At 63.9% G+C, this 24,922-nt stretch carries 34 protein-coding genes; 18 read left to right on the top strand and 16 right to left on the bottom strand.

Going from position 1 to position 24,922, the window contains the following annotated elements:
- The first annotated feature begins 18 nt into the window (after positions 1 to 18).
- The 8 genes from ABMA59_RS09870 to ABMA59_RS09835 all read left to right on the top strand — a co-directional run bounded on the left by ABMA59_RS09870 (position 19) and on the right by ABMA59_RS09835 (position 6,929).
- Positions 19 to 1,188 carry an NAD(P)/FAD-dependent oxidoreductase gene (locus ABMA59_RS09870; RefSeq protein ID WP_349005162.1) on the top strand — a complete coding sequence of 390 codons (1,170 nt, stop codon included), beginning with the start codon at positions 19 to 21 and terminating at the stop codon, positions 1,186 to 1,188.
- 92 nt (positions 1,189 to 1,280) lie between these two features.
- Positions 1,281 to 1,952 carry an amino acid ABC transporter permease gene (locus ABMA59_RS09865; RefSeq protein WP_349005161.1) on the top strand — a complete coding sequence of 224 codons (672 nt, stop codon included), beginning with the start codon at positions 1,281 to 1,283 and terminating at the stop codon, positions 1,950 to 1,952.
- Positions 1,952 to 2,623 carry an amino acid ABC transporter permease gene (locus ABMA59_RS09860; protein WP_349005160.1) on the top strand — a complete coding sequence of 224 codons (672 nt, stop codon included), beginning with the start codon at positions 1,952 to 1,954 and terminating at the stop codon, positions 2,621 to 2,623. Before ABMA59_RS09865 ends, ABMA59_RS09860 begins: the two co-directional genes overlap by 1 nt.
- 1 nt (position 2,624) lies before the next feature.
- Positions 2,625 to 3,359, top strand: a complete 735-nt coding sequence (locus ABMA59_RS09855) for an amino acid ABC transporter ATP-binding protein (RefSeq protein WP_349005159.1) — start codon at positions 2,625 to 2,627, stop codon at positions 3,357 to 3,359.
- Positions 3,360 to 4,277 carry an isoaspartyl peptidase/L-asparaginase gene (locus ABMA59_RS09850; protein ID WP_349005158.1) on the top strand — a complete coding sequence of 306 codons (918 nt, stop codon included), beginning with the start codon at positions 3,360 to 3,362 and terminating at the stop codon, positions 4,275 to 4,277.
- 27 nt (positions 4,278 to 4,304) lie between these two features.
- Complete coding sequence (locus ABMA59_RS09845) at positions 4,305 to 5,096, top strand: transporter substrate-binding domain-containing protein (protein ID WP_349005157.1); 792 nt, start codon at positions 4,305 to 4,307, stop codon at positions 5,094 to 5,096.
- A gap of 66 nt (positions 5,097 to 5,162) precedes the next feature.
- Entirely contained in the window at positions 5,163 to 5,921 is a 759-nt protein-coding gene (locus ABMA59_RS09840; RefSeq protein WP_349005156.1) for a copper homeostasis protein CutC, read from the top strand.
- A 9-nt stretch (positions 5,922 to 5,930) separates the two neighbouring features.
- Positions 5,931 to 6,929, top strand: a complete 999-nt coding sequence (locus tag ABMA59_RS09835; protein ID WP_349005155.1) for a LacI family DNA-binding transcriptional regulator — start codon at positions 5,931 to 5,933, stop codon at positions 6,927 to 6,929.
- Positions 6,930 to 6,952: 23 nt separating this feature from the next.
- Here the strand turns inward: ABMA59_RS09835 and ABMA59_RS09830 are convergent, their stop codons facing one another.
- Positions 6,953 to 7,654 (bottom strand): fumarylacetoacetate hydrolase family protein, encoded by a 702-nt coding sequence (locus ABMA59_RS09830; protein WP_349005154.1) that lies wholly within the window; start codon positions 7,652 to 7,654, stop codon positions 6,953 to 6,955.
- 126 nt (positions 7,655 to 7,780) lie between these two features.
- Between ABMA59_RS09830 and leuD the strand changes: the two genes are divergently transcribed.
- The 5 genes from leuD to ABMA59_RS09805 all read left to right on the top strand — a co-directional run bounded on the left by leuD (position 7,781) and on the right by ABMA59_RS09805 (position 10,943).
- Positions 7,781 to 8,386, top strand: coding sequence for a 3-isopropylmalate dehydratase small subunit (gene leuD, locus ABMA59_RS09825; RefSeq protein WP_349005153.1), 606 nt, complete (start codon positions 7,781 to 7,783; stop codon positions 8,384 to 8,386).
- A gap of 52 nt (positions 8,387 to 8,438) precedes the next feature.
- Positions 8,439 to 8,822 carry a RidA family protein gene (locus tag ABMA59_RS09820; protein WP_349005152.1) on the top strand — a complete coding sequence of 128 codons (384 nt, stop codon included), beginning with the start codon at positions 8,439 to 8,441 and terminating at the stop codon, positions 8,820 to 8,822.
- Between the two features lie 143 nt (positions 8,823 to 8,965).
- Complete coding sequence (gene leuB, locus ABMA59_RS09815; RefSeq protein ID WP_349005151.1) at positions 8,966 to 10,078, top strand: 3-isopropylmalate dehydrogenase; 1,113 nt, start codon at positions 8,966 to 8,968, stop codon at positions 10,076 to 10,078.
- Between the two features lie 89 nt (positions 10,079 to 10,167).
- Positions 10,168 to 10,521, top strand: coding sequence for a DUF1428 domain-containing protein (locus ABMA59_RS09810; RefSeq protein ID WP_349005150.1), 354 nt, complete (start codon positions 10,168 to 10,170; stop codon positions 10,519 to 10,521).
- A gap of 41 nt (positions 10,522 to 10,562) precedes the next feature.
- Positions 10,563 to 10,943, top strand: a complete 381-nt coding sequence (locus tag ABMA59_RS09805) for a glyoxalase superfamily protein (RefSeq protein WP_349005149.1) — start codon at positions 10,563 to 10,565, stop codon at positions 10,941 to 10,943.
- Between the two features lie 4 nt (positions 10,944 to 10,947).
- On the opposite strand, the gene ABMA59_RS09800 is transcribed toward ABMA59_RS09805, so the two are convergent.
- The 5 genes from ABMA59_RS09800 to rplS form a co-directional block, all read right to left on the bottom strand.
- The gene (locus ABMA59_RS09800; RefSeq protein WP_349005148.1) at positions 10,948 to 11,661 is read right to left on the bottom strand and encodes a DUF805 domain-containing protein; all 714 of its coding nucleotides are present in this window, start codon (positions 11,659 to 11,661) and stop codon (positions 10,948 to 10,950) included.
- 110 nt (positions 11,662 to 11,771) lie between these two features.
- Positions 11,772 to 12,236, bottom strand: coding sequence for a hypothetical protein (locus ABMA59_RS09795; RefSeq protein WP_349005147.1), 465 nt, complete (start codon positions 12,234 to 12,236; stop codon positions 11,772 to 11,774).
- 11 nt (positions 12,237 to 12,247) lie between these two features.
- The gene (locus ABMA59_RS09790) at positions 12,248 to 12,622 is read right to left on the bottom strand and encodes a DUF6152 family protein (protein WP_349005146.1); all 375 of its coding nucleotides are present in this window, start codon (positions 12,620 to 12,622) and stop codon (positions 12,248 to 12,250) included.
- A 105-nt stretch (positions 12,623 to 12,727) separates the two neighbouring features.
- Positions 12,728 to 13,309 (bottom strand): GNAT family N-acetyltransferase, encoded by a 582-nt coding sequence (locus tag ABMA59_RS09785; RefSeq protein WP_349005145.1) that lies wholly within the window; start codon positions 13,307 to 13,309, stop codon positions 12,728 to 12,730.
- A gap of 70 nt (positions 13,310 to 13,379) precedes the next feature.
- Positions 13,380 to 13,862 (bottom strand): 50S ribosomal protein L19, encoded by a 483-nt coding sequence (rplS, locus tag ABMA59_RS09780; protein WP_349005144.1) that lies wholly within the window; start codon positions 13,860 to 13,862, stop codon positions 13,380 to 13,382.
- A gap of 284 nt (positions 13,863 to 14,146) precedes the next feature.
- Here rplS and ABMA59_RS09775 point away from each other — a divergent pair, with 284 nt between their 5' ends.
- On the top strand, positions 14,147 to 14,899 hold the full coding sequence (locus tag ABMA59_RS09775; protein WP_349005143.1) for a sulfite exporter TauE/SafE family protein: 753 nt from the start codon (positions 14,147 to 14,149) through the stop codon (positions 14,897 to 14,899).
- 101 nt (positions 14,900 to 15,000) lie between these two features.
- Here the strand turns inward: ABMA59_RS09775 and ABMA59_RS37155 are convergent, their stop codons facing one another.
- Genes ABMA59_RS37155 through rimM form a run of 3 tightly spaced genes read right to left on the bottom strand, consistent with a single transcriptional unit; the run spans position 15,001 to position 16,626 of the window.
- Positions 15,001 to 15,345 carry a DUF4279 domain-containing protein gene (locus ABMA59_RS37155; protein ID WP_425475881.1) on the bottom strand — a complete coding sequence of 115 codons (345 nt, stop codon included), beginning with the start codon at positions 15,343 to 15,345 and terminating at the stop codon, positions 15,001 to 15,003.
- Entirely contained in the window at positions 15,338 to 16,039 is a 702-nt protein-coding gene (trmD, locus tag ABMA59_RS09770) for a tRNA (guanosine(37)-N1)-methyltransferase TrmD (protein WP_349005142.1), read from the bottom strand. Before trmD ends, ABMA59_RS37155 begins: the two co-directional genes overlap by 8 nt.
- Entirely contained in the window at positions 16,036 to 16,626 is a 591-nt protein-coding gene (gene rimM / locus ABMA59_RS09765; protein ID WP_349005229.1) for a ribosome maturation factor RimM, read from the bottom strand. Before rimM ends, trmD begins: the two co-directional genes overlap by 4 nt.
- A 146-nt stretch (positions 16,627 to 16,772) precedes the next feature.
- On the opposite strand from rimM, the gene ABMA59_RS09760 reads away from it, so the two are divergent.
- The 4 genes from ABMA59_RS09760 (at position 16,773) to ABMA59_RS09745 (ending at position 19,906) form a co-directional block, all read left to right on the top strand.
- Positions 16,773 to 17,711: a tyrosine recombinase XerC gene (locus tag ABMA59_RS09760; protein WP_349005141.1), complete on the top strand. Its 939-nt coding sequence runs from the start codon at positions 16,773 to 16,775 to the stop codon at positions 17,709 to 17,711.
- A gap of 66 nt (positions 17,712 to 17,777) precedes the next feature.
- On the top strand, positions 17,778 to 18,833 hold the full coding sequence (locus ABMA59_RS09755; protein WP_349005140.1) for a TraB/GumN family protein: 1,056 nt from the start codon (positions 17,778 to 17,780) through the stop codon (positions 18,831 to 18,833).
- Between the two features lie 122 nt (positions 18,834 to 18,955).
- Positions 18,956 to 19,156: a hypothetical protein gene (locus tag ABMA59_RS09750; RefSeq protein ID WP_349005139.1), complete on the top strand. Its 201-nt coding sequence runs from the start codon at positions 18,956 to 18,958 to the stop codon at positions 19,154 to 19,156.
- Between the two features lie 240 nt (positions 19,157 to 19,396).
- Positions 19,397 to 19,906 carry a hypothetical protein gene (locus tag ABMA59_RS09745; RefSeq protein ID WP_349005138.1) on the top strand — a complete coding sequence of 170 codons (510 nt, stop codon included), beginning with the start codon at positions 19,397 to 19,399 and terminating at the stop codon, positions 19,904 to 19,906.
- 96 nt (positions 19,907 to 20,002) lie between these two features.
- Here the strand turns inward: ABMA59_RS09745 and lpdA are convergent, their stop codons facing one another.
- The 7 genes from lpdA to odhB all read right to left on the bottom strand — a co-directional run bounded on the left by lpdA (position 20,003) and on the right by odhB (position 24,893).
- Positions 20,003 to 21,409, bottom strand: coding sequence for a dihydrolipoyl dehydrogenase (gene lpdA, locus ABMA59_RS09740; protein ID WP_349005137.1), 1,407 nt, complete (start codon positions 21,407 to 21,409; stop codon positions 20,003 to 20,005).
- Positions 21,410 to 21,488: 79 nt separating this feature from the next.
- Positions 21,489 to 22,010 carry a hypothetical protein gene (locus ABMA59_RS09735; RefSeq protein WP_349005136.1) on the bottom strand — a complete coding sequence of 174 codons (522 nt, stop codon included), beginning with the start codon at positions 22,008 to 22,010 and terminating at the stop codon, positions 21,489 to 21,491.
- Positions 22,007 to 22,435, bottom strand: a complete 429-nt coding sequence (locus ABMA59_RS09730; RefSeq protein ID WP_349005135.1) for a VOC family protein — start codon at positions 22,433 to 22,435, stop codon at positions 22,007 to 22,009. The genes ABMA59_RS09735 and ABMA59_RS09730 overlap by 4 nt, the downstream gene beginning before the upstream one ends.
- A gap of 169 nt (positions 22,436 to 22,604) precedes the next feature.
- Positions 22,605 to 23,015, bottom strand: a complete 411-nt coding sequence (locus ABMA59_RS09725) for an MAPEG family protein (protein WP_349005134.1) — start codon at positions 23,013 to 23,015, stop codon at positions 22,605 to 22,607.
- A gap of 28 nt (positions 23,016 to 23,043) precedes the next feature.
- On the bottom strand, positions 23,044 to 23,331 hold the full coding sequence (locus tag ABMA59_RS09720) for a DUF2442 domain-containing protein (RefSeq protein WP_349005133.1): 288 nt from the start codon (positions 23,329 to 23,331) through the stop codon (positions 23,044 to 23,046).
- Positions 23,332 to 23,405: 74 nt separating this feature from the next.
- Complete coding sequence (locus ABMA59_RS37150) at positions 23,406 to 23,552, bottom strand: DUF4160 domain-containing protein (RefSeq protein WP_425475891.1); 147 nt, start codon at positions 23,550 to 23,552, stop codon at positions 23,406 to 23,408.
- Positions 23,553 to 23,582: 30 nt separating this feature from the next.
- Positions 23,583 to 24,893, bottom strand: a complete 1,311-nt coding sequence (odhB, locus tag ABMA59_RS09715) for a 2-oxoglutarate dehydrogenase complex dihydrolipoyllysine-residue succinyltransferase (RefSeq protein WP_349005132.1) — start codon at positions 24,891 to 24,893, stop codon at positions 23,583 to 23,585.
- Positions 24,894 to 24,922: the final 29 nt, after the last annotated feature.

Raw genomic sequence — 24,922 nt, 5'->3', positions numbered from 1 at the left:
ACGGATTTTTGGAAGACCATGGCAGCGTACGATATCGTCATCGTTGGCGGCGCGATCGTCGGCAGCTCGATCGCCTACTATCTGCGTGAGGAGGGTTTTGCCGGCTCCATCGCGCTGGTCGAGCGCGATCCTCAGTTCACCTTTTCCGCCACGACGCTTTCGGCGGCCTCGATCCGCCAGCAGTTTTCCATTGCCGAAAACATCCGCTTGTCGCAGTTCACGCTGGGCCTCTTCCGCCGGCTGAAGCAGGTGTTCGGCGCGGACGCCGACATAACCTTCCGCGAGAACGGATATCTGATCCTGGCGAGCGAGGAAGGGCTTCCGGTGCTGGAAGCCAACCACGTGGCGCAGGCCGCCGAGGGTGCCGACATCCTGCTGGAAAGGGCCGGCGACCTCGCGCGGCGTTTTCGCTGGCTGTCGCCGGAAGGCATCGTCGCAGGCGCCTGGGGCCGGACTGGCGAAGGCTGGTTCGACGCGCACGCGCTGCTGATGTTGTTCCGCAAGGCCCTGCGGACAAGGCGCATCGACTTCATCACAGCCGCCGTCGCCGGCATCGACCGCGACGGCGCACACGTTACCGGCGTGACGCTCGACAATGGCGAGCGGCTGGAGGCCGGCGTCGTCATCAACGCCGCCGGTCCCAACGCCGGCAAGGTGGCGGCGCTGGCTGGGCTCGTCCTGCCGGTCGAGCCGCGCAAGCGCAGCGTCTTCGTGTTCGAGGCGCGGGATCGCTTCGACGACATGCCGCTGCTGGTCGACCCCTCGGGCATTTATGTACGGCCTGAAGGCTCGGTCTACATCACCGGCGGCGCCGAGCCGGAGGACACGGACGGGCCGGCCGATCCCACCGATTTCGACCCGGACTGGCCGCTTTTCGAGGAGGTCATCTGGCCGGTGCTGGCGACCCGTATCCCGGCCTTCGAGGCGATCAAGGCCACCCGCGCCTGGGCGGGCCATTACGATTACAACACGCTCGACCAGAACGCTGTCATCGGCCCGCACCCGGAGGTCGAAAATTTCCTCTTCGCCAACGGCTTTTCCGGCCATGGCCTGCAGCAGGCGCCGGCCGTCGGAAAGGCGGTCGCGGAATTCATCGTCCATGGCGGCTATCGCACGGCCGACGCCTCCGCCTTCGGCTACGAACGAATCCGCGACAACAAGCCGTTCCGCGAGCTGAACGTCATCTGACCAAACGGGCTTGGCATCGATTGGTGGCGGATTGACAGCATTTCGATAAAAACGCACACTGAAACCGGTTTCACTCGAACATCCGGGGACACGTGCGGTTCGACCTGACTATCCTGCTCCCGCATCTCGGCTTCCTGGCCGAGGGCGCGCTGCTGACGGTCGAGGCCTGCATCCTGTCGCTGATCGGCAGCGTCATTCTCGGCATGCTGGTCGCCATCGCCCGCACCTCGGCGGCGGGCTGGGTGCGGCGGCTGGCCTTCGTCTATGTCGACCTGTTCCGCAACATCCCGTTCATCGTGCAGTTGTTCTTTTTCTACTACGGCCTGCCGGAGATCGGCATCTATATCGACGCCTTCACCACCGGCGTCATCGCCCTGTCGATCGCCGGCGGCGCCTATGCGTCCGACGTCATTCGCTCAGGCATCCTCGCCATCGACAACGGCATTCTCGAAGCCGCTGAGGTCAGCGGACTGTCGAAGCGCACCACATTTACCCGCATCGTGCTGCCGATCGCGCTCCGCACCTCGGTGCGGCCGCTGGGCTCGGTGCTGATCAACATGATCCTCACCTCGTCGATCCTGTCGACCATCACGCTGAATGAACTCACGGGCTCGGCCAAGATCGTCGCCTCCGACACGTTCCGGCCGTTCGAGATCTATGTCGTTTTGCTCGTCGTCTATGCGGCGCTCACCTGGCTCGTCTCGATCGGCATCGGACTGCTGCACCGCCGGCTGAATCGCGACATGCTGGAGCCCGTCGGTTGATGCGCTACAGCGATTTCACAAGCTACGACCTCGTCCTGCTAGCGCAGGGCCTCGCCACAACCATCGGCCTTTTCCTGGCGACCTCCCTGATCGGATTGGTCATCGGCGCGCTTTGGGCGGTGATCCGCTTCTACCGCGTACCGGCTCTGACGCAGCTCGTCGGCTTTCTCGCCGAGATTCTTAAGAACTCGCCGGTGCTGGTGCAGTTGTTCCTGGTCTTTTTCGGCTTCCCCGCCTTCTTCAAGGTCAACGTAACGCCGGTCGAGGCGGCGGTCATAACGCTGTCCGCCAACACGGCCGCTTTCGTCTATGTCATCATCGTGGCAGCGATCGAATCGATCGCCCGCGAGCAGGTCGAGGCGGCGCGTGTGTTCGGGCTGACACGCTGGCAGGTGCTGCGCCATGTGATCGCGCCGCAGGCCGCGGCCTTTTCGGTCGGCCCGCTGGTGGCACTGCTGGTCAACCAGCTTCAGGTCACCTCGCTGATTTCGGTGATCGGCGTCGTAGACCTCACCAAGATCGGCAACATCCTCAACCTGCGCACGCTGAAACCCTTCATCGTCTGGTCGGTGGTCGGGCTGCTCTACTATCTGGCCGCAAAACTCGTCGCGACGCTTGGCACGCGCTTCGAGGACCGGCTCAGGGCGCACAGCGCCTTTAGAGGTCTCTGACATGCTGAAGGTGGAAAACGTCAAGAAATCCTTCGGCGCGGCGACGGTGCTGAACGGAGTCAATCTCACAGTGCGTCCCGGCGAGGTCGTGTCGATCCTCGGATCGTCGGGCTCCGGCAAGTCGACGCTGATCCGCTGCATCAACGGCCTTGAAAAACTCGACGCCGGCCGCATCACCGTAGACGAGTTCGACGTGAGCAAGCCGAAGGAACTCGCCGAGGCGCGCAAACGCTCCGGCACGGTGTTCCAGCTTTTCAACCTCTACCCGCATATGACTGCGCTGCAGAACATCACGCTGGCGCCGGTCGAGGTGCTGAAGCGGCCGCGCGCCGAAGCGGAGGTGGACGGTCGCGCGCTGCTCGCCTCGGTCGGGCTCGGAGACCGCGCCGACGCCTATCCGGCGCAGCTTTCCGGCGGCCAGCGCCAGCGTGTCGGCATCTGCCGGGCGCTCGCCATGAAGCCGCGCTACCTGCTGCTCGACGAGGTGACCAGCGCGCTCGACCCGGAAATGACCGCCGAGGTGCTCACCATCCTGGCGAAGCTCGCGGCCGAAGGCACGACCATGGTCTTCGTCACCCACGAGGTCGAGTTTGCCCGGCAGATATCCAACCGAGTCGTCTTCCTCGAAAAGGGGACACTGCTGGTCGACCTGCCAACCAAGGACTTTTTCGATCCGGCCGGCGGCCTGGCGCAGCCGCGCGTCGCACAGTTCTTGTCAAAAATGCGGAAAGACTGAATGCTGTTGCTTGCAAATGCCGAGGCCTGGCCGGGCTTTCCGCTCGCCATCGACATGCTGAAGGCCGGTGCCGCCAGCCTTGACGCCATGGTGGCCGGCATCGGCCGCGTCGAGGCCGAACCGAAGGTGCGCAGCGTCGGTTACGGTGGCTGGCCGAATATGCTCGGCGTCATGGAATGCGACGGGGCGGTGATGGACGGCAACACGCGGGCCGTCGGTTCCGTCGGCGCGGTGCCGGACACGCTGCATGTTACCGCGCTGGCGCATGAGGTGATGAAGCGCCTGCCGCATGTGGTGCTGACCGGAGACGGCGCGCGCCGCTTCGCCACCGAGATCGGTTTTCCGCTGACTGACATGCTGCTCGAAGACAGCAAACGGGTCTGGTGGGAACGGCTGGAAAAGGAATTTTCGGCTGGCGAACTGGAAAAATTCCCGAACATCCCGCTGGCGCCGCTGAGCACAGCGATCACCGATCCCGAGCGGGTGCGCGACACCACCGTCTTCCTCAGCGCCGACGCCGAGCGCGGCATCCACGCGGCGACGTCGACCTCGGGCTGGGCGTGGAAGTACCCGGGACGGTTGGGCGACAGCCCGATCCCCGGCGCCGGCTTCTACGCCGACAGCCGCTACGGCGCCGCCGCCTGCACGCATACCGGCGAGATGACCATGCGCTGCGCCACCGCGCGCTCGATCGTACTTGCCATGAAACTAGGCCGGCCGCTGGGCGACGCGATAAAACTCGCCGTCGACGAGCTTGCCGAATTGACCGAGGGTTTCCTGGGAGGCGTGGTCATCCACGCCGTCGACGCCCATGGCAACTACAAGGTCGTGAATTTCCGGTGCCAAGGAGAGATCCGCTACTGGCTCTGGGAGGAATCGATGTCCGGGCCGGAACTCCGGGCAGCGAGCGACGCATAACAATATTGATCCAGAGAGGACTGCACCATGAAACGACTTCTGACTGCCCTTGCCGCGCTGGCCTTCGTCGCCGGCACGGCCCTTCCGGCGCTGGCCGGCATGCTCGACGATATCCGCTCGCGCGGCACGGTGCGCATCGGCGTGTCGCTCGGCGGCGAGCCGATCGGTTTTCGCGATCCGCAGAACAATCCGGTCGGCTACGACGTCGATGTCGCCACCATGCTTGCCGAAAAGCTCGGCGTGCCGGTAGAGTTCACCGACGTCTCGGGCGACGCCCGCATCTCAATGCTGGTCTCAGGCCAGCTCGACATCGTCGTCGCCAACACCTCGGCGACGCTGGAGCGGGCGAAGAGCGTCAACTTCACCATCCCCTACAACCGCGCCGGCCTGCGTGTCATCGTCCAGGCCGATTCCGGCATCAAGACGCTCAAGGATCTTGCCGGCAAGAAGATCGTCGTCGGCCGCGGCACCACCGGCGAAACCTTCATCAAGAAGGCGGTGCCCGAAGCCGAACTCGTCTATGTCGACCAGTTCGCGCCGGACGGCGTTCTGCAACTCCAGCAGAAGCGCGTCGACGCGGCGATCGAGGATTCCTCGCTGCTCGACTATCTCGCGACGAAAAACCCGTCGCTGGTGACGATCGAGGGTCTATACTCCAACGACCCGATCGGCATCGCGGTGGCCAAGGGCGATCCGGAGTTCGTGCGTTGGCTGGATATGTTCGTCTCCGACTACATCCAGTCCGGCGCCTATGAAGCCAATTACAAGAAGTGGTGGGGTGAGACGGCCAATCCGCCGGCTCTGAACCCGCTCTGGTAATAGACTAACCCTGCGTGGCCCGGCTTATTGGGGCGCCGGGCCATGTTTTATCCATAGGATTCGTTCATGACCGCTCATCCGCTCCGCGCCATCGAAATCTGCGTGGAAAACACCGACGGCCTCGTTGCCGCCCAGAACGCCGGCGCCGACCGTGTCGAGCTTTGCGCCTCGCTGCTCGAAGGTGGGCTCACCCCCAGCTTCGGGGTGGTACGCGAGGCCCAGCGTCTCGCCAAAATTCCGTTCTTCGTCATGGTCCGCCCGCGCGGCGGCGATTTTCTTTATTCCGACATCGAGTTCCGCTCGATGATCGAGGACGTGAAGGCGTTTCGCGACATCGGCGTCCAGGGCGTCGTCGCCGGGTGCCTGAACCCCGACGGCACGATCGACGAACAGCGCATGGGGACGCTGGTCGATGCGGCCCGGCCGATGAAGGTGACCTGCCATCGCGCCTTCGACATGACCCGCGACCACAAAGAGGCGATCGAGGCGCTGGTGCGGGCCGGCGTTGACCGGGTGCTGACCTCCGGACGACACGACACCGCGATCGAAGGGCTCGACGTGCTGGCCGAGACGGTCACGGCCGCCGCGGGGCGCATCGTCGTCATGGGCTGCGGCGGGCTCAACGAACGCAACATCGCCCACGTCATCGACACCACCGGCGTCGAGGAAGTGCATTTCGCCGCGCTGCGCGACGAACCCAGCGGCATGCGTTTCCGCAACCCGACCATCGGCATGGGCGGCACCGACCTTGAGCGCGAATATACCAACAGCGTCACCTCGGAAGAGGGCGTGCGCGCCACCATTGCCGCGGCACGGTCGCGTTGAGCCGTCCACATGAACACTGATCCGCCTCGCTCCCTGACCATCGCCGATGTGGCGGAGCGCGCCGGCGTGTCGCGCGCAGTCGCCTCGCGAGCGCTTTCGCCGGAGCCGCGCCCGGTGTCTGCCGACAAGCGCGAGCGCGTGCTGAAGGCGGCCGCCGAGCTTGGCTTCAAGCCCAATTTCCTGGCGCAGAGCCTCACCTCGAAATCGGTCAATCTGGTCGCCGTGGTGGTCAATCACATTCATGATCTCTCCGACCTCGACCTGTTCGACCGGCTGATCGACCGCGTCCAGGCGGCGGGCAAGCAGGTGATCCTGTTGCGCGTCGGCTCGGTAGCGCGGGTCGAGGAGTTTTTGCGGCGCGGCATCGCCTATCACGTCGACGCCGCACTCGTGTTTTCCGACTTCGCCGATGCGGCGACCATGCGCGAGATGTTCCGCTCCGACCACGTCGTGATGCTCAACGGCAGGCATGACCGGCTGTCGCCGGCGGTCATCCCCGACGAGGCGGTCGGCATCGAGGCGGCTGTCGCGGATGCCGCTGGCAAGGGCGTCAGCAAGGTTGCTCTGCTCACCGGACGGCCGTCGTCGGAAGTCGAGCACATCCGTATCGCCGCCTATCGCAAGAGTTTTGCACGCCACGGCATTTCGGTCGTGCGCGAGGCGCAGGGCGACTATTCCTACGAAAGCGGCCACGCAGCGGCCGAGGCGCTGGTATGCAAAAACCCGCCGCAGGCACTGTTCTGCACCTCCGACGCCATGGCAATGGGCGTGCTCGACGCGCGGCGCGCCGACTTTCCCGGCAACCGGCCGGAACGCTTCCGGCTCTACGGTTTCGACAACCTCTCGCTTACCAGCTTCGACGCATATCCTATCGCCTCGATCGGCTACGACAAGGCCCGCTATGTCGAGGAGATTGCAACGATGCTGATGCGCCCACAGGCCATGTCGCAGCCGCATGAACCGGTGCGGATACCGACGGCGTTTTTCCCGCGCGCAACGGCAGACTGAGCGCCTGCGGTTCCTAAGACGCCCTACTCCGCCGGGCCGATGGTCAGCGCGATCGGTCCCAGTCCGTTTATACCGCCCTCCAGCCTGTCGCCGGCTACGAGCTTGCCAACGCCGGCCGGCGTGCCGGTATAGATCAAGTCGCCGGCTTGCAGGTGATAGTACCGTGACAGGTGGCTGATCAGCGAGGGCACGCTCCAGATTAGGTCGGAGAGCCGGGAATCCTGGCGTATCTCACCGTTGACAGAGAGATGGATGCGCTGCGCGCCGATGGCGCCAAACGCACTTGCGGGCGTGATCGGGCTGATCACGGCGGAATGTTCGAAGGCTTTGGCGAGGTCCCAGGGCCGGCCCTTGTCCTTCGCCGCCTGCTGCAGGTCGCGGCGCGTCAGGTCGAGCCCGCAAGCGTAACCGAACACGGCACCCATCGCCTCCGCTTCAGCAACGCGGAAGGCCGAGCCGCCCAGCGCCACGACGAATTCCATCTCATGATGGAAATTCTGGGTGCCCGGCGGATAGGGAATTGTCCCGCCGCTCGCAACGATGGCGCTGGCAGGCTTGGTGAAATAGAAAGGCGCCTCGCGGTCGACTTCGTGGCCCATTTCCTTGGCGTGTTCCGCATAGTTGCGGCCGACGCAGAAGATGCGGCCGACCGGATAGAGCTTTTCGCTGCCGACGACCGGGACGCCGACCGTGTCCTGCGGAGCAAAGAAATAGCGAGCGGTCATGTTCGTTCCCCTGCGTGGGCTGATTAGGACCGGCAATTGGTCGATCCTTCTCGACAGGCTTTGAATCGCCCGTCGCTTGCTGTAAAGCGGTCGCAGCAAAAATTGCTGGCGCTACGGAAGATCACCATGGACAAATTCACCACCCTCACCGGCGTCGCGGCACCGCTGCCGATCGTCAATGTCGACACCGACATGATCATTCCGAAGGATTATCTCAAGACAATCAAGCGTACCGGCCTCGGCTCCGGGCTTTTCGCCGAGATGCGCTACAAGGATGACGGCTCCGAAAACCCGGATTTCGTGCTCAACAAGCCCGCCTATCGCAACGCACAGATTCTGGTCGCCGGCGACAATTTCGGCTGCGGCTCGTCGCGCGAGCACGCGCCGTGGGCGCTGCTCGATTTCGGCATACGCTGCGTGATCTCCACCTCCTTCGCCGACATTTTCTACAACAACTGCTTCAAGAACGGTGTCCTGCCGGTCACGGTCAGCCCGGAAGACCTGGAAAAACTGTTGGACGACGCTTCGCGCGGCGCCAACGCCACGCTCACCGTCGACTTGGAAGCAAAGGAGATCCGTGGACCGGATGGCGGCACGGTGAAATTCGATCTCGACGATTTCAAGCGCCACTGCCTGCTCAACGGGCTCGACGACATCGGCCTGACGCTGGAGAAGGCTTCGTCAATCGCCGCCTACGAGAAGAGCGCGGCGGCCTCCCGTCCCTGGGCGTGAGCGTCCGGGGCGGGCAGGCCGCGATCGCTCTTCGGCAGCAAGCCAGACCCAGATGCGCAAGCTGATCTCAACCGGCTCGCCCTTCGAGAAGACGGCGGGCTATTCCCGCGCCGTCGTGCAGGGCGACTGGTGTTTCGTCGCGGGCACCACCGGCTACGACTACGCGACCATGACCATGCCGGAAAGCGTCGAGGACCAGGCGCGCAATTGCCTTGCGACCATCGGCAAGGCGCTGGCCGACGGCGGTTTCGCTTTCGCTGACGTCGTGCGCGCGCATTACTACGTCACGGATCGCGCCTTCGTGAAAAGCGTCTATCCGATCTTCGGCGAGACGTTTGGCGACATCCGTCCGGCCGCGACGATGATCGTCTGCGAGCTTGCCGAGCCGGAAATGAAGATCGAGATCGAGGTGACTGCGCTGCGGCGCGACGCCTGAGCGTTCATCTCCAGCGGCCCGATCCCGACGAGCAGTCTATTTGAAGGCCGATGCCAAGGTAATGCGGGAGTTTTCCGCCTTGCGTGGATGGCTTGTGCCCGCTAGCAAGGCTGCGCTTCTCCAAGATTTCAGGATATGACGACATGGCCTCGAAAAAACTTCTCCTGCTCCCCGGCGACGGCATAGGTCCGGAGGCCATGGCCGAGGTGGAGAAGCTGATCGCGGTCATGAACGCGGAATTCGGCGCCGGCTTCGAGACCGAGCACGGCCTCGTCGGCGGCTCGGCCTACGACGCGCATGGCAAGGCGATTTCGGAAGACGACATGGGCAAGGCGCTGGCCGCCGATGCCGTTTTGTTCGGCGCGGTCGGCGGTCCGAAATGGGACAGCGTTCCCTATGAGGTGCGCCCCGAGGCAGGCCTGCTGCGCCTGCGCAAGGACCTGGCGCTGTTCGCCAATCTGCGCCCAGCCATCTGCTATCCGGCGCTGGCTGAATCCTCGTCGCTGAAGAAGGACGTCGTCGAGGGCCTCGACATCCTGATCGTGCGCGAGCTCACCGGCGGTGTCTATTTCGGCGAGCCGAAGGAGATCATCAACCTCGGCAACGGCCAGAAGCGCGGCATCGACACGCAGGTCTATGATACGTTTGAGATCGAACGCATTTCCGGCGTGGCCTTCGAGCTGGCGCGCACACGCAAGAACCATGTGACCTCGATGGAAAAGCGCAACGTCATGAAATCCGGCGTGCTGTGGAACGAGGTGGTCACCCAGACGCACAAGGCGCGTTATTCCGACGTGAAACTCGACCATATGCTGGCCGACGCCGGGGGCATGCAGCTTGTGCGCTGGCCAAAACAGTTCGACGTAATCGTTACCGACAATCTGTTCGGCGACATGCTGTCTGACATTGCCGCGATGCTGACCGGCTCGATCGGAATGCTGCCCTCCGCCTCGCTCGGCGCGCCGGACGCCAAGACCGGCAGCCGCAAGGCGCTCTACGAGCCTGTCCACGGCTCGGCGCCGGACATTGCCGGTAAGGGCGCGGCCAACCCGATCGCCATGATCGCCTCCTTCGCCATGTGCCTGCGCTATTCGTTCGGTATGGTGGCCGAGGCGGACCGGCTGGAAGCGGCAATCTCGGCCGTCCTCGATAGCGGCCTGCGCACTCGCGACATCCTTTCCGCTGGGACGACCGAGGTCGGCACGGTGGCGATGGGCGACGCGATCATCGAAAAATTCCGCACGTTGTCGGCCTGACCGGCTCGCACCGCCGAAAATTCAGGGAACCTGTCGGAACCGGCTCGCCTCCTTCGTCCTTTGGCCATGGTGATCGAAAGGAGAAGATGATGTCCTATGTCGACGGGTTCGTTCTGGCCGTGCCGAAAGCCAATCTCGACGCCTATCGCAAGATGGCAACCGATGCGGGCGCGATCTGGAAGGAATATGGCGCGCTCGCTTATGTCGAATGCGTCGGCGACGACGTTCCCTATGGCGAGCTGACGTCGTTCCCGCGCTCGGTGCAGGCGAAGGACGACGAGGTCGTGGTCTTCTCCTGGATCGTCTACGAGTCGCGGCAGAAACGCGACGAGATCAACGCCAAGGTCATGGCCGATCCGCGCCTGAAGTGCGATTGGGACAACATGCCGTTCGATGCAAAACGCATGATCTTTGGCGGGTTCGAGAGCTTTCTCGAATTGTGACGGCGGCCGGCCGGTCACGGCGCGCCGAAAACGGAGTATTGATGACGGAATTCTCGAAGACCATTCCGATCCTTCGGTCCTTCGACGAGGCGAAGGCAAGGGAATTCTATGTCGGCTTCCTTGGCTTCACGGTGGACTGGGAGCATCGTTTCGAGCCCGGCCTGCCGCTTTACATGCAGGTGTCGCGCGCCGGTCTGTCGCTGCACATCAGCGAGCATTTCGGTGATGGCACGCCCGGCTCCTGCATCTTCGTCGAGACCGCCGGGTTGCGCGCGTTTCACGCCGAACTGATCGGCAAGAGATACGGCAACCTGCGCCCTGGACTGGAGGATGCGCCCTGGAATGCCTGGCTGATGACGGTTATCGACCCGTTCGGCAACACCATCCGCTTCAGCGAAAACAAGCCCGACCAAGCTGCCTGAAGGGTCAGGTGGTTCTCGGCGCGATTTGCGGCGGCACTTCAATGCCTTGCGGCACCTGACCCCATCGGTTTTCCTGCTTTCGTGACGGGATGAGCGCAAAGATCAGCGCGATGACCACACCCATCGGAATGAAGACAACCAGGAAGAACCAGCCGGAAATGCCGATGTCGTGCTGGCGCCGCACGGCCATCGCCAGGCTGGGCACCAGCGTAGCAAGGATCCAGCCCGCCATGCCGAGAACCATGAGAACCGGCGCCTCGGAACCGGGCTCCATGTTCCCGACCTGATAGTCGATCGTCAGGCTGACGCTTGATACTGCGACGAAGGCCAGCATCCAGAACAGCACATAGCCCCAATATTCCTTGCGGCGGGCGCGATCGGCGAAATTCGCATAATTGGCGGTCAAGGCGCGCCGGAAGTAATGCCACAGTCCGGTCCCTGTCGGAGCAGCGACGGAAAATGGAACGGCGTTGCGGCCGAAATGCTGGAGTCCGGCTGGCTGCGCGGCGCTTCCTGTCCCCGTGTCCGCGGCTTGTGCGCGGATTGAAAGAACGTTCCTAGCCCGGTCGCCGCTCGGCTGGAAATCCACGACAGCGCCGTTGGCGAGCGAACCGCCGCGCCGCAGGTCCTCACGAATGACAGTGTAGCGGTTTCCATCGGCTCCATCGATGAAACCGAAGCCCTGCTCCTCGTCGTAATGCAGCACTTCCCCGCGCAAATGGCCGCTCCTCCGAACGCTTGGCCCGAAGGGTGTTGCACACACCGCGATGCTGTCAACCGGCTGTCATGCAATGAGCCTGCAAGACGTTCCCGTCCTGGCGCGGAAAGTCAGACGAAGCCGATGAAACGGCCGGCGAACAGGACCCCTGTCCATAGCACTGCCGAGAAGCCGGCAACGATGCGTTCCATGATTGAAGGCATCACGCTGGCCGGGCGTTGGCGATCCAGAATGAAGAATAGCAGGAGGTTCAGGCCTGCCAGCAGGATGAGCGTCATTTTGGCGAGAAAGATGGGGAGGCCAACATATTCGGTGGCGCGCACCGAAAACAGCGCAAGGCCGGTGACCGCGGCGCAGGCAAAGGAGATCAGCGCCACGCGCCGCAACAATTTCAGGAATGGCCGTTCGGGCAATACAACAAGCCAGCCGAGAATACGCAAATCCATCAGCCAGACCGAGGTCAGCAAGCCCCCGATCGATGCGATATGCAGCGCGTTGACGATCGGGTAGGCGTAGAAGGAGCTTTTGAGCAGCCGGACGAGATCGTGTTGCTCGATCGCTGTCAGCAATTCCATACCCGCCTCGATCAGGATGGCGGCACGCGGTTCGGATAGACGTCGTAGGTGTTGCCGTTGACGGTGAGCCGGACGGCTTTCATGCGTTTTTCGGTGTAATCGCGCGAGCGGTTGCCGATGGCGATGACCTCGTCGCCGGGCTTGGCCGTGTCCTCGGTGAAGCCGGCGCGAATGGTGGCCGAGGGCGGCGCCAGTTCGACGCGCCAGATCTCGCCCTCGACATCGACGTCGAGCGTGGCGTGCGGATTGCCGACATAGATGTCACGGATGATGCCCTCGAGCTGGAAGTAGCCTTCCTCGGTCCACGACCAGCCGTGGTGCGCCAGCGCGGGTACCGCCGTTGCCAGTGCGATGAAGCCTGCAAGCACGGACGCCTGCCAATTCATTCCACTCCCGCTGCGCAACATGTCGCTACTCCGTCTGCGATTTGTAGCAAATCGTAGAGCCGCGGGCCGCACCGTCAAATCACATATGGATGAAGGTGCCGGGGATCAGTTGCCCCTGTGCGAGCCATCTCGAAGGTCGAGCGCCAGAAGCTCGTCATCGAAGAAACGCCCGTCCGCGAAAATCGCGTCGCGCTCCAGCCCATAGGGAACGAAGCCCAGCGACAGATAGAGCCGCCGCGCCGGCACATTGTCGGCGCGTACCGTACAATGCAGCAGCGTCGCACCGACCGAGCGGGCGTGATCGACTACCGCCTCGACCAACCGGCGGCCGAGCTTTTCCGCCCGCCATTGCGGCGCGACATAGACGGCGACCATCACGCCCTTGTGCCGGGTCTTGGGCCGCGGATTGGCGATATAGCCGGCCATGCCGACAAGCTCATTGCCGACGAAGACGCCGAGAAAGAGGCCGGGCGCCTCCGGCACGGCGCGAGCAGCCATTTCGTCGTCAGAAAAGGCCTCCTCTTCTTCGATGCTTGCGGTGAAGGCATCGGGGCTTTCCCGCAACGCCATGATACGCAGCGCACGGAACGCGGCTGCATCGTTCGCGGTCAAAAGCCGAATGACCGGGCGTGGCCCCGCGTCGCGCAACGCGCGCTGGTTCATCCGCCGGTCGTCCCCAGTGTCCATTCCTTGCGATATTCCAAACAAAAAAGGCGGCTCGACGGCCGCCTTCTCACGTGGTCTCACCGGCCGAGTCCTACTCGGCGGCGGCCTTCTTCTCGGCGGCCAGCGCCTGGGCGGCGGCGACCTTCTCGGCCTCCAGCTTCGCCTTCTCGGCGTTCAGCGCCTCGCGCTCGGCGTCGTTCAGCTTGCGGGCGCGCACGCCGGTGTTTTCCGAAATGCGGGCCGACTTACCGCGACGATCGCGCAGGTAATAGAGCTTTGCGCGGCGCACCTTGCCGCGGCGGACGATCTCGACGCCCTCGACCATCGGCGAGTAGACCGGGAACACGCGCTCCACACCTTCGCCGTAGGAAATCTTGCGGACGGTGAAATTCTCCTGGAAGCCGGAGCCGGAGCGAGCGATGACGACGCCCTCATAGGCCTGCAGGCGGGTACGGCTGCCTTCGGTTACGCGCACCTGGACGCGTACGGTGTCGCCCGGCTGGAATTCGGGCAGCGTGCGCTTGGCTTCGATCTTGGCGGCCTGTTCGGCCTCGAGCTGACGGATGATGTCCATCTCAAAAAACCTCTTCTTGCTTCTCGACAGCCAGAGCGCCCAACGCTTGCCTTGCAGCTCATTTGCCGCTTGGCTATGCCGTCTCACTGGGAGAAGCAGGGGCGAATTCACCGTCCTTATGACGGGCCCGGTCGGTTCGTCCTTCCGGTTACGTGCGCGGCGATACACCAAAACTTTTCGCTTGTCACGCCCGCGTCGCGGATTTTCGCGGGAACCCGGCGCTTGCGCCGCCGGGCGGCCTTCCGTACAGCTTCTCACCCCTTCGATCCAGCCGCCAGACAGATATGAATTTTGCCGACATTTTGCTGCTCGCCGTCGCCGGCTTCGTCTCGGGCGCGGTCAATGCGGTCGCGGGCGGCGGCACGTTCCTGACCTTCGGGGCGTTGTCGGTTGCCGGCATCCCGCCGATCGCCGCCAACGCGACGTCATCGATCACCCAGTTTCCGGGCTACATTACGTCGACGCTCGCCTATTGGAGCGACATCAAGACGTTCTGGCGCGGCGCGCTGCTGCTTTCGATAATTTCGGCCGTCGGCGCGCTGGCAGGCGCTTTGATCCTGCTGGCGCTGTCCAATCCGTCGTTCCGTGCGCTGGTGCCCTGGTTGCTGATCGCCGCCACGGCCGTGTTCGCCGCCGGCCCGTGGCTGAAGCCGAAACCAAAACCCGGCCAGCCGGCGGCGGTCGGCTCGGTGCCCGGCGCCATCATCCAGTTCCTGACGGCGGTCTATGGTGGTTTCTTCGGCGCCGGCATGGGCGTGATGATGCTGGCCACTCTGGGCCTGACCCAGGCCGGCGACTACCACCGTCTGAACGCGCTGAAGAACATGCTGTCGATCGTCATCGCGGCCGTCGCTATCGTCGTCTTCGTCTCCGGCGGCGTGGTGGCCTGGCCGCAGGCGATCGTCATGATCCCGGCCGTCGCGCTCGGCGGCTATGCCGGCGTGTGGATGGCCAAGCGCGTGCCGCAGACCGTGCTGCGCGGGTTCGTCATCGCTGTCGGGCTGCTTTTGGCGGGGTATTATTTCTGGACGGGGTGAACTCGGCCAGAAATCAACCTTGAGTGCGAGCTATTCGCCCGGCTGCGGACCTACATGATAGATGTCGAGTTCCAGCTTGATCATTCTGTCGCTCAGCATCTTCATTGTCTGAAATTCGAGACGCATACCCAGATTGGTTTCATAAGCTCCACGCCGCAATACATATCGACGTCGAACCGATGACCTAAAGCTTTCCATGTTTCGGCGTCGCTCGTCAGAGACGAGAGTATTTTACGGATTTGGCTGTCCAGTTTGTCGCCCGGTTCCCATTCCGACGAAACAATCCAAATTCCTTTTTTCCACAATGTCTGCTTCGTTGGCGATATTCTATCGCCCTTCGAGTGCGAGCGCGTAGGCTGACACCCAAGCAATTCGGCTATCTCAGCGGGATCCAAATCAGTGCCACCGATCCTCAGCCCAGCTTGAGTGGCCGAAACTTCACCCATCTTTAGTTACCCGATTGGTAATCAGATCAGGCCTTCTCTTCCTCGTCAGTTTTTCGGCCTGCTCGTGCCGCCAAGCGGCGATCTTTGCATGGTGGCCGGAGTTCAGCACATCCGGGATCGCCACGCCCTCGAATTCCTGCGGCCGCGTATAGTGCGGATGTTCGAGCAGGCCGTTCTCAAAACTTTCCTCTTCCCCGGACTGCGCATTGCCCATGACGCCCGGCAGCAACCGTACCACGGCGTCGAGCAGTACGATCGCCGCGGGCTCGCCGCCCGACAGGATGAAGTCGCCAACCGAAATTTCTTCCAGCCCGCGCAGGTCGATGACGCGCTGGTCGACGCCCTCGAAGCGTCCGCACAGGATGACAGCGCCGGGGCCGGCAGCCAGTTCGCGCACGCGCTGCTGCGTCAGCGGTTTGCCGCGCGGGCTCATCAGCAGGCGCGGGCGCGGATCGCCCGGCTGCGAGGCATGGTCGACCGCGCGCGCCAGCACGTCGGCGCGCATCACCATGCCAGCGCCGCCGCCGGCCGGCGTGTCGTCGACGCTGCGGTGCCGGTCGGTGGCGAAGTCGCGGATCTGGATGGTCTCCAGCGACCAGGCGCCTTCCGCCAGGCCGCGCCCTGCGAGCGAGACAGCGAGCGGTCCCGGGAACATTTCGGGATAGAGCGTCAGCACGCTGGCGCGAAACGTCACCGGTTGCCCCCGGCATTTTTTGGCCCACGCGGGCGGCGATTCAAGCCGCCCCCCTCCGCACCGTCCTGCTTGTTCGGAGCCTCGTCGCTATCGTCGCCCTCGTTGGTGAGACCGGCGGCGACGGTATCGATGCGGACGTAACCGCCGGCGATGTCGACGACCGGTACGGCCGCCTGTGTGAACGGGATCAGCACGCCCTTCGTCCCGGCGTGGGTGATTTCGAGGATGTCGCCGCCACCGAAATTCTGCACCGAGGTCACGCGCCCGACCACCGTGTCAACCTCGTCGCGGACTGCCAAGCCGACCAGGTCGGTATGATAGAATTCCCCCTCCTCGACATCGTCCGGAAGCGCCGAGCGGTCGACGAACAACTCCGTGCCGTTGAGCGCCTCGGCGGCATTACGGTCGGCGATGCCCTTGAAGCGGATGACGACGACATTGCCGGCAGGCCTCATGTCGAGAACCTCGAAGGACCGGCCATCCGCCGTTTGCAGCGGTCCGTAGTCGCCGAGCGCCAGCGGGTCGCCGGTAAAGGTCTTCACCCGCAACTCGCCGCGAATGCCATGCGCGGCGCCGATCACGGCCATCTGGACGGGGTTTTTCACGATCGCATTCCCGGTTTGCTTGCCGGATGCTCTATCCCCGCAGCACTTGCGTTTCAATCGTGGCCGCGTTCACGCCTTGCTAACCTCATCGGCGCAACCATCTTTTCCGACCATACGGAATCGATCGCATGCAGGAATTCCTCATCGCAGCAAAGCCCGACCTCCAGGCCGCGCGCGAAAACTGGCTAAAGATGCTGGCCAAGGAACGCCGGCTGTCGGGATTGACCGTCGAGGCCTATGAGCGCGACACCCGGCAGTTCCTGCATTTCCTCACCAGCCATTGCGGCGGCGCGCCCGGGATAACTGACATCGCCAATCTTCGGCCCGCCGATCTGCGCGCCTATCTCGCGGCGCGACGCAAGGACGGCGCCGGCCCGCGCACCCTCGGTCGCGGGCTGGCCGGCGTGCGCTCGATGCTGCGTTTCCTCGAACGCAAGGGACTGGTCAATGCCGCGGGCGCCGCCGCGCTGCGTGCACCAAAACAGCCGAAGTCGCTGCCGAAGCCGTTGACGGCCCCGGACGCGCGGCGTGTGGTCTCTGCCGAGGAACAACTGGCTGAGGAGCCCTGGGTCGCGGCGCGCGACGCCGCCGTACTGACCCTGCTCTATGGCGCAGGCCTGCGCATCTCCGAGGCGCTCGGCCTGCCGGCGAGCGCTCTGGCCGCGCCTGGCGACAGCGTGCTGCGGATCACCGGCAAGGGCGGCAAGACGCGGCTGGTGCCCGTCCTGCCGGTCGCTCTGCAAGCCGTGTCCGAATATCGCCGGCTCTGCCCTTTTCATCTCGATCCGGCCGCGCCGCTGTTTAGGGGCGCGCGCGGCGGGCCGCTCAACCCCGCGATCGTGCAGCGAGCGATGCGAAAAATGCGCGGCGCGATGAACCTGCCGGATACGGCGACGCCGCATTCACTGCGCCATTCCTTCGCCACGCATCTGCTCGGGCGCGGCGGCGACCTGCGCGTCATCCAGGAACTGCTCGGCCACGCCAGCCTCTCGACCACGCAGGTCTATACCGGCGTCGACACGGCGCGGCTGCTGGAAATCTACGACGCCGCGCACCCCAGGGCGTGAGCCGATCGCACGCCTTTTCACGAGCGGTTTAACGGTTTTGCCGCTATTTCCGGATAGGGTTCCGGCATGAAAACCATGATCGCCCTTGCCGACCGTGGCGCGTTGCCGCTGCTGAAGCTCGTCGCCGCCCTAAACCTTCTGTTCCTGCTCGCCTTTGCGGCCATGCTGCTTTCCGCCATCGGCGTGGCGCGCGCCGAGACCCCGGTGTGCACCGGCAAGGACATGCTGGCTGACCTCCAGCACAGCGACCCGGCCAAATTTGCCAGCGTCGAAGCGGAGGCGGCGAAGGTCGAAAACGGCCGGGGCCTGCTGTGGAAGGTCGAGAAGGCAGGCGTCTCGCCATCCTACCTATTCGGCACCATGCATGTCACCGATCCGCGCGTGACCACGCTGACGCCGGCTGCGCAGGCCGCCTACGACAAAGCCGGGACCGTCGCCATCGAAACCACCGAAGTGCTCGACCGCGGCAAGATGCTGGCTTCGCTGATGCAAAAACCGGAACTTATGATGTTCACGGACCAGACGACGCTGGCCTCGCTGCTGCCCAAGGACGAGGCCGACTTCGTCAACAAGGCGCTGGAGGCGCGTGGCATCCCGCTCTCCAGCGTCGCCAAGATGAAACCCTGGGTCATCACCGGCATGCTCGCTTTGTCGGCTTGCGAGACCCAGCGCCAGGCCGAAGGCGCGCCCGTTCTCGACGTCAAGCTCGGGCGAGACGCGAATGCCAAAGGCAAAAAGCTGGAAGGGCTGGAGACGGCGGCCGAGCAGCTCGAGGCCATGGCCTCGCTGCCGATCGACCTCCACATCCGGGGCCTGATCGATACGCTGAAGGTCGGCGATCGCATCGACGATGCCAACGAAACCATGATCCTGCTTTATGTCAGCGGCGAGGTCGGCACGATCTGGCCGCTGTTTCGCGCAACGCTTCCCGGCGGCGCGGACGATGTGGCCTTCGAGAAGACGTTGATAACCAAGCGCAACCACACGATGATCCAACGCGCCGCGCCGATCCTCGATGCCGGCAATGCCTTCATCGCTGTCGGCGCCCTGCACCTGCCCGGGCCGGAAGGTCTCGTCGAACTGCTGCGCAAGGCAGGCTACACGGTTCGCGCGCCGACCTGAGCTGAGCCCCATTTCCGGACGGTCTCCCCGGCGCTTCCCGTTCACGCAAACCGTGATTTGGTGATGGCTCATACTTTTGTTAGCCTTGGTACGTATCGACAGCCAGGGAAGGACAAACGCGGATGACGAAACTTCTGCTGATTGCGGCCGGTCTCGGCCTGGCCACCTCCGGCGCCAATGCCTGCGATTACCACCGGTCCGCCAAGGCTGCCGAAACCGACAAGACGGTTGTGGCGAGCATCGCTGTTCCCCAATCGGAGCCGGTGAGCCTGCCGGAGGCCTCGGTCCCGGCGCCGCAACAAGTCGAACCAGCGGCCGAATAGCAGCCTGGGACCGGCAGACCTACCCGAACCTTTCCTGCGTATGGCCGCCGGGGCGGTCATACGGTAAGTATTTTGCCTCGTTGGCGTTTTTAATCGATATCCCGAATCATCCGAAACAAGGCCGGGCCGGGTTGCGCGACGGACTGGGCACGACAGGCGGTTGAAGGTGCCGTCGAACGTTTGTGAAACCGAATCGAATGTTGCGCGTTGTCCAGCCATCGAAACTGATGGAGGACAATCATGGCCAACCCCGAACGCGTGCCGGATCCACGCTACAACGATCCGATCAATCCGGTCCCGCCGCTCGGCGCCGATCCCCTCGATCCACGCATGAACCCGGCAAATACCCAGGACCCCTACGTCGACAACCGCACCGTCGTGCAGGAACGCAGAAGCGGCAGCGGCGTGCTGATCGCCGCCGTCGTGCTGGTTCTGGCGGTCATTGCCTATTTCGTCTTCGCGCCGGGGACCACGAATACGCCGGCGACGACCGAACAGCCGGTAACCACGGAACCCGCGACGCCCGCCCCGGATGCCTCGGCGCCCGCAGCGACCACTCCGGCGACGCCTGCCCAGCCTGCGCCTGACGCGGCTGCTCCCGCAGCGCCTGCGCCCGATGCGACAGCCCCGGCTGCTCCTGCTCCGGACGCGACCGCTCCGGCAGCGCCGAACGCGACCGCTCCGGCCGAACCGGCTCCTGCCCCGGCACAGCCCGCGCCCGCACAGCCGGCCCCGGCTCCTGCTCAGTAATCTGGCAGCTTCGTCTCAAAGACGGACGGCCCGCTTCGGCGGGCCGTTTCATTTGGAGGTTGATTACGCCGGGAAGCTGCTTGCTTCCTGTATCGATCAGATATGGATCGGCTTGAACCAGGCAGCCAACGCCGCTTCCTTGATGGCCTCCGACATGGTCGGGTGCGGGTGGCAGGTGCGGGCGAGGTCTTCCGCCGAGCCGCCGAACTCCATCAGCACCGACGCTTCCTGGATCAGCTCGCCGGCGCCGAAGCCGACGATATGGCAGCCGAGCAGCTTGTCGGTGGCCTTGTCCGCCAGGATTTTGACAAAACCGTCGGTGTGCAGCATGGCGCGGGCACGGCCGTTGGCGGTGAAGGGGAATTTTCCGACCTTGTAGTCGATGCCGGCCTTCTTCAGCTCCTCCTCGGTCTTGCCGACCGAGGCGACTTCGGGGCTGGTATAGACGACGCTGGGGATCACGTCATAGTTCACATGGCCTTTCTGACCGGCGAGGATTTCGGCCACGGCCACACCTTCGTCTTCCGCCTTGTGCGCCAGCATCGGCCCCGCGATGGCGTCGCCGATGGCATAGATGCCCTCGACGCTCGTGCGGAAATGGCTGTCGGTCTTGACGCGACCGCGCTCGTCCACCGCCACGCCGGCCTCGGCGAGGCCGAGGCTGTCGGTATAGGCGCGGCGGCCGGTTGCGACCAGCACGGCGTCGGCCTCGATGGTTTCAGCGTCGCCGCCCTTCACCGGCTCGAAGGTAACCTTCGCGCCCTCCTTGGTCTTTTCCACGCCCGTCACCTTGGAACCGAGACGGATGTCGAAATCCTGCTTGGCGAGCATTCGGGCAAACTGTTTCGCCACCTCGCCGTCCATGCCGCCGAGGATGGTGTCGAGATATTCGATGACGGTGACCTTCGAGCCGAGCCGGCCCCAGACCGAGCCGAGTTCCAGGCCGATGACGCCGCCGCCGACCACGATGAGATGCCCTGGCACCTCCGCGAATTCGAGCGCGCCGGTGGAGGAAACGATCACCTTCTCGTCTATGTCGACCTTGACGCCCGGAATACCGGCGACTTCCGATCCGGTGGCAATCACGATCGATCTGGTCTGAAGCTCCTGCGTGCCGCCGTCCTCGGTGGTCACCAGAACCTTGCCGGCCGAGACGATGCGGCCGGTCCCGCGGATCCCGTCGACTTTGTTCTTCTTGAACAGGAAGGCGACGCCGTTGACGTTGGCGGCGACAGTGGTGTCCTTGTGCTCCATCATCTTCCTGAGGTTCAGCTTCGGCTTGCCGACCTCGACGCCGAGCGCCTCAAGCCCGTGGTCCGCCTCGGCGAACATTTCGGAGGCGTGCAGCAGCGCCTTGGATGGAATACAGCCGATGTTGAGGCAGGTGCCCCCATAGGTGGCGCGCTTCTCGACAACGGCGACCTTCAGCCCGAGTTGCGCCGCCTTGATGGCGCAGACATAACCTCCGGGACCGCTTCCGATGATGACGACGTCATAAGCCATATTTTGTTTCCCTATCGCGCAGGCGCCGGAGACCGGCATCAAACACATAATGTCGAATGCCTTTCTTTCACCGACGGCGTCACTCCTGGCAACCGCTTAGCACGAAAACGTCCCATGGAAGTTTTGCAAGGCTGGTCACAGCGGAGACCGGCGAGAAACGAAGAGAATGTTCCAGGTCGGATAAGACAAGCTTTTGCGGCGCGTCCTTTCCCTCGTCCGGCAGCAGGCCGATCGTGCCAGAAGCATCCGACGTATAGATGACACCCTGCCAAACGGTGCAGGCCTCCAGCTCGGAACCGGTCACATCTCCGACCGGGCACTTGTAACCCAGCATCCCGTTCGGCCGGCCGACCCCATCGCTCCACATGACGACGCCGTCGAGCACCACCTCGCCGACAATCAGGCGGAAACTGTTGGTCACGGTCGCATTGCCGCCGGTCGGGCGGAATTCCAGCGAGCCGGCGTTTTCGACGTCGCGATAGGTGGAGAGTTCGATCGGGCAGGCAGCGACAGCGAGGGAAGGAACGGCCGCAAGGCCAAACGCAACGGCGAAATGTGCAGCGCGGAGACCCCGGCGCACGAGAACTTTGCCAATCTTCATCCGGCCTTCACCAGCGGCGCATTGAACGCCCAGACATGGCCGAACGGATCGCGGATCTTGCCGTAGCGCGCGCCCCAGAACTGGTCGCCGACCGGCATCGTCACCGCCGCGCCTGCGGAGACGGCACGTTTTACCGCGCGGTCGACATCGATGGGGTAGGGCAGGTTGACGTTGATCGTCATCGCCGCGCCGCCACGCGACAGCGGCGACATGACGTCGAGTGAAAGTTCCGGGAACTCGTCATGCAGCATGATCTCGGAGCCGAACAGGCTGAGATTGGCGTGCTGCACGCGCTCACCGTCCTCAGCCATCTGCTGAAACGTCTCGACCGCGCCGAACGCCTTCTCGTACCAGGCGATGGCCTCCTGCCCGCCCTTCACGCAGAGATGCACCTGGATCGGTGGGATGTCCGGTTCGAAAGCCATCGGCACCTTTCTGGCAAGGCCCGGAGCCTTGGATGCTCCACGACCGACTGTAGCCGACGCAGTTCGAAACGGAAGGCACAGTGTGCCGCGCGGGCCGGTCCAGCCCCGGCATAACTTTCCGTGTCGATCCAAATATCCGGATGTTTCGGGCTGGGTCGTTCGCAAAAATTCAGAAACCCAGCCTGGCCAGCATCAACAGCAGGCCGACGATCGACACCAGCCACACCAGCGTCCTGACAACCGGCACGCCGGCCGCATAGATGATCACATAGACGACGCGCGCCGCCAGCCACAACCATGCGCCGGTCGCGCCGAGGCCGCCTGCCTTGCCGGTAATCACGAGCATCAGGGCAAGCGCGATGAAGGCCGGATAGGTTTCGAGCAGGTTGCGCAAGGCCCGGCCGAGCCGGCCGGCAACGACGCTACGCGAGACCCGCCCTTCGTCACGCGGGCTGAAGAGGTATTTTGGACCGAGATCGTATGTGGCCGTCGCCTGCACGATGACCTGAACGAGAAGCAGAACGACGCTCCACGTCAGGACGGTTATCTCAGTCGATGCTGCTGCAGCCACAGGTTCCATCCCACCCTCCGATTCATCTCCGCAGAGATTAGCTCGCCCGCCGGATTAATTCGGCCTGTTCCTCGGCCAATTCCCGTAGTCTGTCGCAACCGAAGTCGACGTCCTCGTCGCCCTCCTCACCCCAGTAGATGGAGTGACCATATTGGGCGACACGCAATTTTCGGAACTGCACGGGGTCGCGTAAGGATGAGAGTATCTCACCTTCCCGGAGAATTCCGCGCAAATCGACGACGCCTTCATAGCGGTCATTCCAGACAACCTTGAGGACGCCTGGAACAACGGCTTCAGCCGATATGATCCGCAACGTCTCTTTCATGCGAAATGCTCCGGGGAACGCCTCGCTGCGACGGCCTCCCAGGCTGCGGTCAACTGAGGCATACGCGGCTCCGCTCAAGCTATCACAGCCCTCAGCTTTGTGCGCGGCAAACTTCCATTCATCACAGGCAGTGTTACGATCTCAATGGAAGCGCGGTCACCTGCGAACGCCGCATGGAAATGCGGAGGCGGATGCTCCAATACAAAGAACTGAATCTTCACCCCATCGACGATCGCAACCGTCGGCACTTCCTACAGATCCAGCACGAGCCGTTCCGGGTCCTCCAGGCTCTCCTTCACCCGCACCAGGAAAGTCACGGCTTCCTTGCCGTCGACGATGCGGTGGTCGTAGCTGAGCGCCAGGTACATCATGGGCCTGATCACGATCTGGCCGCCGACCACGACCGGCCGGTCCTGGATCTTGTGCATGCCCAAAATGCCGGACTGCGGAGCGTTGAGGATCGGCGTCGACATCAGCGAGCCGTAGACGCCGCCGTTGGAGATGGTGAAGGTGCCGCCCTGCATGTCGGCCACCGACAGTTTGCCGTCGCGGGCAGCCAGGCCGAGCCGGCCGATCTCCTTCTCGATCTCGGCGATCGACATCCGGTCGGCATCGCGTACCACCGGCACGACGAGACCTTTCTCCGTGCCGACGGCCACGCCGATATGGGCAAAGTTCTTGTAGATGATATCGGTGCCGTCGATCTCGGCATTGACCGCCGGGATCTCTTTCAGCGCATGGGTGACGGCCTTGGTGAAGAAACCCATGAAGCCCAGCTTCACGCCGTGCTTCTTCTCGAACACGTCCTTGTATTTGCTGCGCAGGTCCATGACCGCCTTCATGTCCACCTCGTTGAAGGTGGTGAGCATGGCGGCGCTCGACTGCGCTTCCTTCAGCCGCCGCGCGATGGTCTGGCGCAGTTTTGTCATGCGCACGCGTTCTTCCCGGCCCTCGTCGGCGGGCGAGGAAGGGGCGCGGGCGGCGGCCGGAATGGAAACTGGAGCGGCGGGCGCCGATACGGCGGGAGCGGCGTTCGCACCCTTGGCGATGGCTTCCAGAACGTCGCCCTTCAGCACCTGGCCGCGCTTGCCGGAACCGGTGACCTGGTCGGCCGACAGGTTGTTCTCGGCCAGCAGTTTCGCGGCCGACGGGGCCGGCGGCATGTCGCGTTTTTCGACCGGTCCCTCGCCGGCGATCGCGGCGGTCTTGGCCGCCGCTTCCTTGGTCGTCGACGCACCGGAAGCGCCGGCGGCCTGCGCTACGGCCTCCGGCTTGGTCGCGGGTCCGGCCTTCGGCTCTTCCGCCTTGCCGGCGGGCTTTTCACCGCCTGCCGAGATGGAGCCGAGCAGCGCGCCGACACCGACCGTCTCTCCGTCCTTGGCTGCAATTTCCGAAAGCGTGCCGGCGGCAGGCGCCGGCACCTCGATGGTTACCTTGTCGGTTTCCAGTTCCAGCAGAGGCTCGTCGGCATTGACGGCGTCGCCGATCTTCTTGAACCACTTGCCGATCGTCGCTTCGGTGACGGATTCGCCGAGAGTGGGGACGCGGATTTCGCTGGCCATTTGGTTCCTGCCCGTTGGTGCCTTCTAGG

This window comes from Mesorhizobium yinganensis, from assembly GCF_040081985.1.
GTDB lineage: Bacteria > Pseudomonadota > Alphaproteobacteria > Rhizobiales > Rhizobiaceae > Kumtagia > Kumtagia yinganensis.
Note: the sequence above shows the minus strand (reverse complement) of the source record. Positions and strands in the feature narration are given on the sequence as shown.

Coding starts and splice junctions, on each gene's coding strand:
- rimM (WP_349005229.1), bottom strand. CDS start 16,626: ATGGCCGTGATCGGCGCCGCGCATGGCATTCGCGGCGAGTTGCGGGTG.
- lpdA (WP_349005137.1), bottom strand. CDS start 21,409: ATGGCTTATGACGTCGTCATCATCGGAAGCGGTCCCGGAGGTTATGTC.
- ABMA59_RS09760 (WP_349005141.1), top strand. CDS start 16,773: ATGCAGGAATTCCTCATCGCAGCAAAGCCCGACCTCCAGGCCGCGCGC.
- ABMA59_RS09755 (WP_349005140.1), top strand. CDS start 17,778: ATGAAAACCATGATCGCCCTTGCCGACCGTGGCGCGTTGCCGCTGCTG.
- ABMA59_RS09720 (WP_349005133.1), bottom strand. CDS start 23,331: ATGAAAGAGACGTTGCGGATCATATCGGCTGAAGCCGTTGTTCCAGGC.
- ABMA59_RS09820 (WP_349005152.1), top strand. CDS start 8,439: ATGCGCAAGCTGATCTCAACCGGCTCGCCCTTCGAGAAGACGGCGGGC.
- ABMA59_RS09860 (WP_349005160.1), top strand. CDS start 1,952: ATGCGCTACAGCGATTTCACAAGCTACGACCTCGTCCTGCTAGCGCAG.
- ABMA59_RS09795 (WP_349005147.1), bottom strand. CDS start 12,236: ATGGAATTGCTGACAGCGATCGAGCAACACGATCTCGTCCGGCTGCTC.
- ABMA59_RS09835 (WP_349005155.1), top strand. CDS start 5,931: ATGAACACTGATCCGCCTCGCTCCCTGACCATCGCCGATGTGGCGGAG.
- ABMA59_RS09850 (WP_349005158.1), top strand. CDS start 3,360: ATGCTGTTGCTTGCAAATGCCGAGGCCTGGCCGGGCTTTCCGCTCGCC.
- ABMA59_RS09805 (WP_349005149.1), top strand. CDS start 10,563: ATGACGGAATTCTCGAAGACCATTCCGATCCTTCGGTCCTTCGACGAG.
- ABMA59_RS09855 (WP_349005159.1), top strand. CDS start 2,625: ATGCTGAAGGTGGAAAACGTCAAGAAATCCTTCGGCGCGGCGACGGTG.
- ABMA59_RS09750 (WP_349005139.1), top strand. CDS start 18,956: ATGACGAAACTTCTGCTGATTGCGGCCGGTCTCGGCCTGGCCACCTCC.
- leuD (WP_349005153.1), top strand. CDS start 7,781: ATGGACAAATTCACCACCCTCACCGGCGTCGCGGCACCGCTGCCGATC.
- rplS (WP_349005144.1), bottom strand. CDS start 13,862: ATGGACATCATCCGTCAGCTCGAGGCCGAACAGGCCGCCAAGATCGAA.
- ABMA59_RS37155 (WP_425475881.1), bottom strand. CDS start 15,345: ATGGGTGAAGTTTCGGCCACTCAAGCTGGGCTGAGGATCGGTGGCACT.
- ABMA59_RS09870 (WP_349005162.1), top strand. CDS start 19: ATGGCAGCGTACGATATCGTCATCGTTGGCGGCGCGATCGTCGGCAGC.
- ABMA59_RS09745 (WP_349005138.1), top strand. CDS start 19,397: ATGGCCAACCCCGAACGCGTGCCGGATCCACGCTACAACGATCCGATC.
- leuB (WP_349005151.1), top strand. CDS start 8,966: ATGGCCTCGAAAAAACTTCTCCTGCTCCCCGGCGACGGCATAGGTCCG.
- odhB (WP_349005132.1), bottom strand. CDS start 24,893: ATGGCCAGCGAAATCCGCGTCCCCACTCTCGGCGAATCCGTCACCGAA.
- ABMA59_RS09790 (WP_349005146.1), bottom strand. CDS start 12,622: ATGAATTGGCAGGCGTCCGTGCTTGCAGGCTTCATCGCACTGGCAACG.
- ABMA59_RS09810 (WP_349005150.1), top strand. CDS start 10,168: ATGTCCTATGTCGACGGGTTCGTTCTGGCCGTGCCGAAAGCCAATCTC.
- ABMA59_RS09845 (WP_349005157.1), top strand. CDS start 4,305: ATGAAACGACTTCTGACTGCCCTTGCCGCGCTGGCCTTCGTCGCCGGC.
- ABMA59_RS09735 (WP_349005136.1), bottom strand. CDS start 22,010: ATGAAGATTGGCAAAGTTCTCGTGCGCCGGGGTCTCCGCGCTGCACAT.
- ABMA59_RS09830 (WP_349005154.1), bottom strand. CDS start 7,654: ATGACCGCTCGCTATTTCTTTGCTCCGCAGGACACGGTCGGCGTCCCG.
- ABMA59_RS09785 (WP_349005145.1), bottom strand. CDS start 13,309: ATGGACACTGGGGACGACCGGCGGATGAACCAGCGCGCGTTGCGCGAC.
- ABMA59_RS09840 (WP_349005156.1), top strand. CDS start 5,163: ATGACCGCTCATCCGCTCCGCGCCATCGAAATCTGCGTGGAAAACACC.
- ABMA59_RS09725 (WP_349005134.1), bottom strand. CDS start 23,015: ATGGAACCTGTGGCTGCAGCAGCATCGACTGAGATAACCGTCCTGACG.
- ABMA59_RS09730 (WP_349005135.1), bottom strand. CDS start 22,435: ATGGCTTTCGAACCGGACATCCCACCGATCCAGGTGCATCTCTGCGTG.
- ABMA59_RS09775 (WP_349005143.1), top strand. CDS start 14,147: ATGAATTTTGCCGACATTTTGCTGCTCGCCGTCGCCGGCTTCGTCTCG.